Origin of the sequence: Burkholderia sp. Bp9016 (assembly GCF_003857765.1) — a bacterium.
GTDB lineage: Bacteria > Pseudomonadota > Gammaproteobacteria > Burkholderiales > Burkholderiaceae > Burkholderia.
Genome location: NZ_QTPY01000058.1, coordinates 1 through 7,767 on the forward strand (window position 1 = coordinate 1; position 7,767 = coordinate 7,767).

The 7,767-nt window shown below is 51.7% G+C and carries 4 protein-coding genes and 2 pseudogenes; 5 read left to right on the forward strand and 1 reads right to left on the reverse strand.

Going from position 1 to position 7,767, the window contains the following annotated elements:
* From DIE13_RS32175 to DIE13_RS32195, 5 genes and pseudogenes are all read left to right on the forward strand, one after another.
* Nucleotides 1–371, forward strand: a pseudogene (locus tag DIE13_RS32175) (chromosome segregation protein SMC); the annotation flags it as partial.
* A 297-nt stretch (nt 372–668) separates the two neighbouring features.
* Entirely contained in the window at nt 669–3,188 is a 2,520-nt protein-coding gene (locus tag DIE13_RS32180) for a type VI secretion system Vgr family protein (protein WP_124831000.1), read from the forward strand.
* A gap of 21 nt (nt 3,189–3,209) precedes the next feature.
* Entirely contained in the window at nt 3,210–5,369 is a 2,160-nt protein-coding gene (locus DIE13_RS32185; protein WP_124831001.1) for a M23 family metallopeptidase, read from the forward strand.
* Complete coding sequence (locus DIE13_RS32190) at nt 5,366–6,034, forward strand: hypothetical protein (RefSeq protein WP_124831002.1); 669 nt, start codon at nt 5,366–5,368, stop codon at nt 6,032–6,034. Before DIE13_RS32185 ends, DIE13_RS32190 begins: the two co-directional genes overlap by 4 nt.
* Nucleotides 6,035–6,109: 75 nt before the next feature.
* A complete protein-coding gene (locus DIE13_RS32195; RefSeq protein WP_124831003.1) occupies nt 6,110–6,361 on the forward strand; it encodes a PAAR domain-containing protein in 252 nt (83 codons plus the stop codon).
* A 1,207-nt stretch (nt 6,362–7,568) separates the two neighbouring features.
* On the opposite strand, the pseudogene DIE13_RS32205 reads toward DIE13_RS32195, so the two are convergent.
* Nucleotides 7,569–7,691: pseudogene (locus DIE13_RS32205) on the reverse strand (integrase core domain-containing protein); the annotation flags it as partial.
* Nucleotides 7,692–7,767: the final 76 nt, after the last annotated feature.

Consider the following 7,767-nt stretch of genomic DNA (forward strand, 5'->3'; position numbering starts at 1 on the left):
AATCTGGCGGGAAATACCTTCGCCGGCCGGGCTCTACCGCTGAACCCGGCGTGACGCAACAAAATTGCCGAGCCGTTAAGCGAATTCATGTCATTTGCGAGAGTGGTCTGAATCCGGTCGATGGGTATTTCAACGGCCCGTTAATCGAGAGGTTTCGGCGCTCCGTCCAAACCCAGCAGATTCGTTCACTGGCGAAGATTACCTCGGAAGATTGCGTGCTCGTCGATCAGATGATGACGAAGTATTCCAAGTTCGAACATTCCCAGTCCGATGAGGTTGAAGCCAACCTTCCCGGCGTCGACGAGCTGGCCGACGATCTCAAGCTCATGATCGATTGGATAGGGGAATTTGACAAACGTGCGGCGGCGTAGGGATCAGAAGAGATAGTGGCTTTCGACCCACACTGAGGCTCGACTGTCCCTCCGATTGTCGGGACGCATTGAAAGGAATTTGCTAGGAAATGATATCGTAGATGGCTTTGGCTATTGGAGGTCAGGTCCCCATAGGGGGATGGGGATGAATTTTTGTCAGACCATATTGTTGTTTCCGCGATCAGGGTACATTCTCATGACCTGTCGACATGGCTAAAATTGCGGCGATATAACGGGAAGCCGTTCCCGTGAGAGCGTAGGCCGTTGAGCCTGCAAAAACAAGAAGATGGATAACGCATGAACATGACCGAAGTGGCTCAGGCAATTCGTGGCGGCCTGATCCAGCAAGATCGCCTGCTCAAGACGAGCATCCCTTCGCTGCCGGAGAACGCGCTTGTTCCGCGCCGAGCCGTGACTTATTCCGAGCTTGGCCGTGACTTCAGTGTCACGCTCGACATGGTATCCACTGCAGGCGATATTGAGCTCAAAACGTTGATCGCTCAGCCGATGACCCTTTGGTTGCAGCAAGCGAACAAGTCTTATTTGCCGATCAACGGATACATCCATACAGCTCGTAGACTTGGCGCTGACGGAAGCCTTTCAAGTTACCAATTATCTTTCGCTTCATGGATGCATTTCCTTAAGTTCCGCAGCGATATGCGGTACTGGCAGGACAAGAGCGTTGACGCCATCCTCACCGATGTATTCAATGCGCATCCACAAGCGCGAGGGCAATTTGAATTCGCCTTACTGAAGACGCTACCCTCGCGTTCGTACTGCCGTCAGAGCGAGACGGACTGGAATTTTGTCCATCGATTGATGGAGGAAGAAGGCTTGTTCGGCTTTTGGCGTCAGGACAACGAGGGGAAGTCGCATAGGTTCGTCGTGACCGACGACATTTACTCGCTTGATGAGGTCTCGCCCAAACAGGTCGGATTCTCGAGGTCGGGCACAAGTAACGAAACGGGCGCATTTACGCAATGGGCGGGGTCGCGGACGTTGCAGAGTACCGTGTACACGACGCGCACGTTTGACTATAAGGCGCCGTCCTCGCTGGCCAATCCCAAAGGTACGACGTTGCCGACGATGGCCGGTCAAGGAAATTTACCGGAACAGACTGAAGTCTACGAATATACCGGTGCCTACACGTATTTGAACCAGGATCGCGGTGAGCATCTTTCGAGGATTCACCTAGAAGAATGGGAGTCGAGGGCAAAGCGATTCCTTGGTATCGGAGGTGTTCGGACTATCGATGCCGGACGTCGCTTTATACTGACGGGCCATCCTGAGCACGATCATGATCAAGCCGGGCAGCGAGAATTCGCTGCGATCAAAGTGCGTCGGTACATTGAGAACAACCTGCCGTTATCGAATCACGAAGCGAACTTTCCGTATAGCTTACAGAGCGATCTAGCACAGGCGAAGTTCGAACAAACGGGAGAGGTCGTCACTCACGAAGACGGCTCGGCTGGTTTTTATCTAGTCGAAGTCGAGGCGCAGCGCGTGACGGTTCCGTATAGGAGCCCGTTCGAGCACAAGAAGCCAGCGATGGAGTTAGAGACGGCAATCGTCGTTGGGCCGCAGGGCGAAGAGGTGTACACGGATGCACTGAATCGCGTAAAGGTCATGTTCGTTTGGGACCGACAGAACTCAGGTAATGCAAATGCCTCGTGCTGGGTGAGAGTCGCGCAGTCAGACACCGGCGGCGGCTACGGAAGCGTGCACGTTCCAAGAGTCGGTGAGGAAGTCCTGGTGGGCTATATAGGCGGAGATTGTGATAGGCCTATAGTCCTGCATCGTGTCTACAACGGTAGCGTTCAGCCGCAATGGCATAGTAATGGCATCTTGTCCGGCTACCGGTCGAAGGAGTATTCGGGAAGCGGTTATAACGAGATGGTCCTTGACGATGCGACAGGACAGAATCGAGCCAGATTGTTCAGTAGTACAGGAAACAGCTTGCTTCACCTCGGATATCTGATCGAGCAAAACGGCAACACACGCGGTGCAATTCTTGGTTCAGGCTTCGATTTGAAGACGGACTTGTCTGGTGCCGTACGTGCCGCGCAGGGGCTGTACGTCACTACGTATCAGAAACAGGCAAATAGCCAGCAGCTCGATGTGAGTGAGGCGCAGCAACAGCTCACTGGAGCTGAGGGTGCCATTGAGGCTATGTCGCAGGTGAGCCAGCAACACCAAGCGGAAAGTCTCGGTGCCGGCCGCGATGCCTTGAAAACATTTACCAATGCGACTCAAGGCACCGTACAGGGCTCGCAATTAGGTGGCAGGACAGGAGATGGTGGTAAGGGCAGTGCGAACGCGTTCAAGACCCCCGTCATGTTGTTCGCAAGCCCATCTGGGATTGCGCTGTCGACGCCGCAATCGGTCCATATCGCGAGTGATCAGCAAACCAATCTTGTTAGCGGGCAGAGCACATTTATCGCTAGTCGAAAGTCGTTGGTGGCGAGCGTCGCGGAGAAGATAAGCCTGTTTGTGCAGAACGCAGGGATGAAATTGTTTGCAGCCAAAGGGAGGGTGGAAATTCAGGCACAGGGAGCCGAATTAGACATGGCGTCGCAGAAGGACCTCTCAATCAAAAGCGTGGGCGGGAAAGTCGTGATTGCTGCAGCACAGGAAATCGGACTTTATGTGGGCGGTTCGTATATTCGCATCACATCGTCGGGTATCGAGAACGGTACGGTAGGACAAATCAGGGAGCGATGCTCATCCTGGGACGTAGAAGCCGCTGATTCGAAACAAGTACCTATGCCGTCATTCTCTTCGGGCGAAGTCGCAAACACATACCTCCATTCCCTGTAATTTTTATCTGACAGAATCGCTATGATTATTAGTCCACCTTTTGTGAATTTGGCTCAGCCCGATAGCGACCCGAATGTTGATCCTGCGCGGGATTCATTCCCTATGCTGGAGTGTGGTCCCGGGAATGGGGCGTTTCCCGTTAGCTTTAATCTCGGATGGCACGGCGGAGCGCATCTGGAGGCTCCGGTCGACAGTCAAGGGCATCTGCTTCCGGTTAGAGCGATCGCAGACGGTACGATTGTGTTTGTTCGTACAACGGATACGAAGAACAAGCCTGAATTGAACTATGCCGGCGTACGAACTGACGACGGCTGTGTGGTAATTCGGCACGATACGGAGATCGGAGACGGCGCGCAATCAAAGATCACCTTCTTTTCTGTGTATGTGCATCTGCAAAGTGTCGAGCCCCTGACAGTTGGAAAAAAAGTACACCGCAAGGATAAGCTGGGCTTACCGGGGGTTGTGTATAGTCGACCGGGGCGCATTCATTTCGAAATTGTATGCGACAGTCAGAACATGACGAAGTTGCTTGGACGTACCCCGGGGCCAGTGGGGAGTTCGGGCCGCACTGATGCGATCTATGGGGATATTTGGTTTTATGTTCCGGCTGGAGCGAATTTATATTCGAATGAGCCGCATCCTGCTCAGAGCGATGGTAGTGTTTCGATAGGTGGAGCGGCACCGGTTGCAATTGCTCAGACGGCGAGTCCGCTGGCTGTACGGATGCGCTATGACCGGGGATGTACCCTGACAACATATCAATGCACCGCCGATGGTAGTTGGGAAGTTTGCGCTGAAATGCCGCCGGAGCAGGATGATGAAGATCACCTTTATAAGCGATCGAATAAACTCAGCGAAAAATATTCTCAAGGAACACCTCCGTCGATCAGTGCAATATTTGAGGTATTGCGTTTCGGGCGGTGTATAAATGAGCAGGCTAATGCGAATTTTAACCATTGGCGAAAGGTGAATACTCCTGCTGGTCAGGGTTGGATCAACCTCTCTGGCCAAGGGGTGCAGGCATATAGTGATGCGGATTTTCCAGAATGGGCGGGCTGGAATTTTATTCAAGACGATTCGACGAAGACTAATCTTTGCGATTCGCCAACCTTAAGGAAGTGGTTGCTGGATGCTTCAGGGGAGGCGCAAATTGATCACGCCGGAATGGTGGGGGCGCTGCAGAATGCGGCTCTTAGAAAGCGTCTTACGCAAGTGGTATGTCGATTTTCTACCGAGTGGTCTGCTAGCAATTTAGACGAACTCTACGGTTGGTTAAAGACCGAACATGAGGCGTTGAGTTCGCCTCTGTCCGATGACGATTTCAAGTTGTTTGAAGGGCATGTTCGCGCTTTGGCATTTTGGGAAGAAATTCAAGGTGAGAAGCCGGCGGCTGATGACTGTTGGCATTGGCCGCCTACGGAATTTATTCGTCACCTCATGAAATGTAAATGGTTTAGTGAGGGCGAGTTTAAACAAATTTATCCATCTGCTTCCGCGAGCTCGGTTCAGAGATACCGAGTAAACATCAATAAGGCTTTGGTTAAATATTGTTTGACAACTACGCTTAGGCTGTCTCACTTCTTTGGTCAGGCCTCCGTTGAGTCGGGTCAACTTCGTTATATGGCGGAGCTTTACAATGGTGACCTATTCGAATATTTCAGGAAATATGAAAAAGCCAAAAATTATAAGGGGTGGCTTGGCAATGTGGAGTGGAATGATGGTGGGAAATTCATGGGTAGAGGTTTCAAGCAGTTGACCGGAAGAGGGAATTATTCTAAATATTTTGTTTATCGAGGATGGTTGCAAAAATCGTCCTTCTCAGAGGTGTGGTGGACTGATGCTCGCTGGTGGGGGTTCACGCCACCGTATCATCCGGCCCAACATCAGAATTTGCTGCCGATTCAAAATGCGGCGACTGTTTCTCAATTGATTTCGACTTTGAGGCCGGCAATAATTTCAAATCCAAATATTGTGTCGGATGATGCGTATGCTTGTATTGATACGGCAGGATTTTTTTGGGCGATAAATTCGCTGCTTGGTATTGCTGATAGGGATGATGCAATAACTTTGACAAATAAAATTAGAGGGGATCATGCATCTACGGCGGCAGACTTTCCTGCTGATGCACATTTTCCTCAAAGGTTGTCGGAGACGAATAGGATTAAGGAGGTTTTGTCTTGAGATCAAAATTTTTGATTTTCGCAGTTTTTTTTCTTGCGGGATTGCGAGGAGTTTTGGCTGCGGGTCCATCTGATGTCACTGTTCTGGCTAAATCGGGTGGTTCTTTTTTTACATTTGTCTGTGAGGTCGATCAGCCCGAAATTAAGGTGTTTGCTGGTGATAAGATTGGCGGGGAGTCAGATGCATTAATTGATCAGAAGTTGGATGATTCTGATAACTGCGCAGGGGCGGAGTGGAGCGTAGATCACTTGACTGAATCTGATATAACGCTGGTTACGATTAATCCTGGAAGGTTGGGGGTTAATGCTCAGATGAATGTCTACGTGCTGCAGGCTGGTAAGGCGACATTCGCTGGATATTTGCCCGTTGGGGCAGATTATGTTGGGAAGGCGGAGTATTTCTTTGATTTCGATCAGGCCGACGGATCGTGGGGAAGGGTTTATAAGGTAGTCGGTGGAAGAGTAAATTTGCAAAGTGAAATTCATCTTGTGCAGTCCGGGAGCGTGTGTGTTGATAAGGGTGGGGTGGTAATCGGTGATTCGGTATGTGGTGGCCGGAGATTGGCAGCTAGCGCAAAGAAGCCGCTGTGTGTTGTGTACGAGAAGCAAGTTGGAAAAATTGCGCCAATCAAGGAGTGTTCACAACTGACTGGTCGGACTGAGTAATTTTTAGAGTATAAGGTAGGTTGAAGGTGTTTCTTGATTTATATCTTGTGATATTTTTCAACTAAGGAGTGGGGCATGCTGAATGCTATTCGAATTGGGGATTCAACTGATCACGGCGGGGAAGTTGTTGAGGCGTCGCGGGTTGTAGCAATAAATGGAAGAGGGGTTGCGAGGAAGGGAGATAAAATAATATGCCCTTTACATCCCGATGTTGATCCGAACGTAATCGAAGAGGGTGATCCGAATATCAAGGATCATGGTGTTCCGATTGCTCGACAGGGGCATCTTGGTACATGTGGTTGCCATTTGATTTCAAGCCTTGATTGACATAACACGGAGTGCGCCGCAGTGTTTTGGATTTCAGTTGACTGTTTAAATTTTGTCGTGCAGTAGATCGCCTTTGACGCATGCAACGCTTCACTATCGATGAATGGAAACTGGCAAGATCGTATCTCCAATATTCGCGAGTATCTCGCAACCGCAGGATTCACGCTGTTAACTCGCACGTGGCAAGGTGCGCCTAGTCAGTACCGGTTCCGTTGCGAGAACAATCACGTTTCCTCCCAGTCAGGAGCGAATCTTTTGCGCCTCGTCCGAGGAACGCGGGGCTTGCTACGATGCCGTCAATGCTGGGTCGAGCAGACGATGGCTCGAATCCACGAAACCGCGGGCTCGGCTGGAGGCCAGTGTTTGAGTAAGCGGTATCGCGGAAAACACGCGAATTACCGTTTTGTCTGCGCCGCAGGACACAAGTTCGAGGCCACGGCTGCTTCGGCCTTGGCCGGTCATTGGTGCGCAAAGTGCTCGACGGAACGACGAGCTGAGCGTCGTCGATATCAAGGTGGCCTCAAACCAATACAGGATCGTGCGCGAGAGCGCGGCGGCGAATGCTTGTCGCCCGTCTATAACGGCCGCATGGCGAAGTATCGATTCCGATGCGGACGGGGGCACGAATGGGAGGCCGCAGGCTACGACATCTTGCGTAAGGCATGGTGTCAAGAATGTTTTGTCGATGGGCGAAGAGTTCCGGACGGACTTGCGAAGCTGCAAAAGAAGGCGGCAGAGCACGGCGGCAGATGTCTCGCATCTCAGTATCAACGTATCCAAGCTCGTTACCCATTTCAGTGCGACCGGGGGCACGAGTGGATGGCGTGGGGTACGGAAATCTTGAAAGGGCACTGGTGTCCGACGTGTCGTACCGAGGACAGGCAGCAGCAGGGCATCGAATTGATGCGATCGATTGCTGCGGACCGGGGCGGCATGTGCGTATCTGAGCACTATGTCGACAACAACACGAAGCTCGAATGGGAGTGCGCTCGTGGCCATCGATGGTGGGCGAGGCCCCGGCAAGTTTCGTCTGCGGGTACCTGGTGCGCTCAATGTCAGTACCTGTCGCAGATTACCCTGGAAAAAACGAGGCGAAAGCGCCGTTATGAGGTAGTTAAGTCGTCGGAACCTTGATTCGGCGTCGCATGAATGAATTTGATCGGACCGGAAAGCAATATCCTGACCTGCCTGGTTTCTTCGGGCCATTTCAATCTTGGGGAATGGCCTCGGTTACTTCAGTTAAACAATACCGCTGCTTGAACTCGTCGGGCGTCAGATAGGCCAGGCTCGAGTGCGGCCGGATGGCATTGTAGTGACGCCGCCACTGCTGAGCCTATCCGGTCTTTTGTGTGTGATGCATAAACTGACGGCCAAGGAGCCACTTTTATGCCACGCAAACGCAAGGA

Coding starts and splice junctions, on each gene's coding strand:
- DIE13_RS32180 (WP_124831000.1), top strand. CDS start 669: ATGAACATGACCGAAGTGGCTCAGGCAATTCGTGGCGGCCTGATCCAG.
- DIE13_RS32185 (WP_124831001.1), top strand. CDS start 3,210: ATGATTATTAGTCCACCTTTTGTGAATTTGGCTCAGCCCGATAGCGAC.
- DIE13_RS32195 (WP_124831003.1), top strand. CDS start 6,110: ATGCTGAATGCTATTCGAATTGGGGATTCAACTGATCACGGCGGGGAA.